The organism is Streptomyces sp. NPDC055078 (assembly GCF_053607985.1).
In genome coordinates, this window is sequence record NZ_JBSGUP010001051.1 from 1 (window position 1) to 1,705 (window position 1,705).

1 protein-coding gene is annotated in these 1,705 nt (G+C 71.3%); it reads left to right on the forward strand.

Annotated features, from left to right (window positions below; all coding sequences use genetic code 11):
- Nucleotides 1-144 precede the first annotated feature (144 nt).
- The gene (locus ACWF94_RS40035) at nucleotides 145-1,692 is read left to right on the forward strand and encodes a leucyl aminopeptidase (protein WP_453500146.1); all 1,548 of its coding nucleotides are present in this window, start codon (nucleotides 145-147) and stop codon (nucleotides 1,690-1,692) included.
- Nucleotides 1,693-1,705: the final 13 nt, after the last annotated feature.

Genomic DNA, 1,705 nt, shown 5'->3' on the forward strand with positions numbered 1-1,705 from the left:
CATCAGACGGGCCCCACGGACGGGTGAACCACCGCCGCCGTGATCGATACAGGTGAGCGCGCGTAGGCTCTACCGGGCGGATGTCGACCTATCCCCTGCGGCATCGACGGCCATGGAACTCAACGGAAGCGAGAATTCACCACCGTGACTGCTCTCACTCTCAGCACTGCCGGCGCTGCGACGCTCCGCGCCGACGCTCTTGTCGTCGGAGTCGCGAAGGGCGCCAAGGGCCCGGTGGTCGCTCCGGGCGCCGAAGCCGTGGACAAGGCGTTCGACGGAAAGCTCGGAGACGTACTGGAGACGCTCGGGGCCACCGGCGCGGAGGGCGAGGTGACCAAGCTCCCCTCGCCGTCCGGGCTCAAGGCGCCCGTCGTCCTCGCGGTCGGTCTCGGCTCCGTTCCCGAGAAGGACGAGGCATACGGGCCCGAGTCGCTGCGCCGTGCCGCGGGCACCGCCGCCCGTGCTCTGGCCGGTTCGAAGAAGGCCGCCTTCGCGCTGCCGATCGAGGCGGCGGAGGACGCCGGGGCGATCGCCGAGGGCGCGCTGCTCGGCGCGTACGCCTTCACCGCCTACCAGGGCACCGACGCCGGCAGCGACGGCAAGGCCGACAAGAAGAGCGCCGGGAACGGCAAGCAGCCGCTCGCCGAGGTCGCCCTGCTCGGCGCGAAGCCGCGTGACAAGGCGTTCAAGGCGTCGGCCGAACGGGCGGTCGCGCTCACGGAGGAGATCAACCGCGCCCGCGATCTGGTCAACACCCCGCCGAACGACCTCACCCCCGAGGCGTTCGCCGCCGTGGCCACCGCCGCCGCCAAGGAGCACGGGATCAAGGTCCAGGTCCTGGACGACAAGGCGCTCGTCAAGGGCGGCTTCGGCGGCATCCTCGGCGTCGGGCAGGGTTCGCACAACCCGCCGCGCCTGGTGAAGCTCAGCTACACCCACTCCAAGGACGCCAAGACCCTCGCCCTGGTCGGCAAGGGCATCACCTACGACTCCGGCGGCATCTCGCTCAAGCCTGCCGGGCACAACGAGACGATGAAGTGCGACATGGCGGGCGCCGCCGCCGTGTTCGCGGCCGTCGTCGCGGCGGCCCGGCTGGGCCTCGCGGTCAATGTCACCGGCTGGCTCGCGCTGGCCGAGAACATGCCGTCCGGCTCGGCGACCCGCCCCGGTGACGTCCTGCGCATGTACAGCGGCAAGACGGTCGAGGTGCTCAACACCGACGCCGAGGGGCGGCTCGTGCTGGGCGACGCGCTGTGGAAGGCGTGCGAGGAGAAGCCGGACGCGATCGTGGACGTCGCGACGCTGACGGGCGCGATGATGGTCGCCCTCGGCAGCCGCACCTTCGGCATCATGTCCAACGACGACGCCTTCCGGGCCGCGATCCACGAGATCGCCGAGGAGGTCGGCGAGCAGTCCTGGCCGATGCCGCTCCCCGGTGAGCTGCGCAAGGGCATGGAGTCCACCACCGCCGACATCGCGAACATGGGTGAGCGGATGGGCGGCGGCCTGGTCGCCGGACTCTTCCTTAAGGAGTTCATCGGCGAGGGCATCACCTGGGCGCACCTGGACATCGCGGGCCCGGCGTTCCACGAGAGCGCGCCGTTCGGCTACACCCCCAAGGGCGGCACCGGCTCCTCGGTCCGCACGCTGGTGAAGCTGGCGGAGCGGATCGGCGCGGGCGACCTCGGCTGAGGCGCCCCCGGAC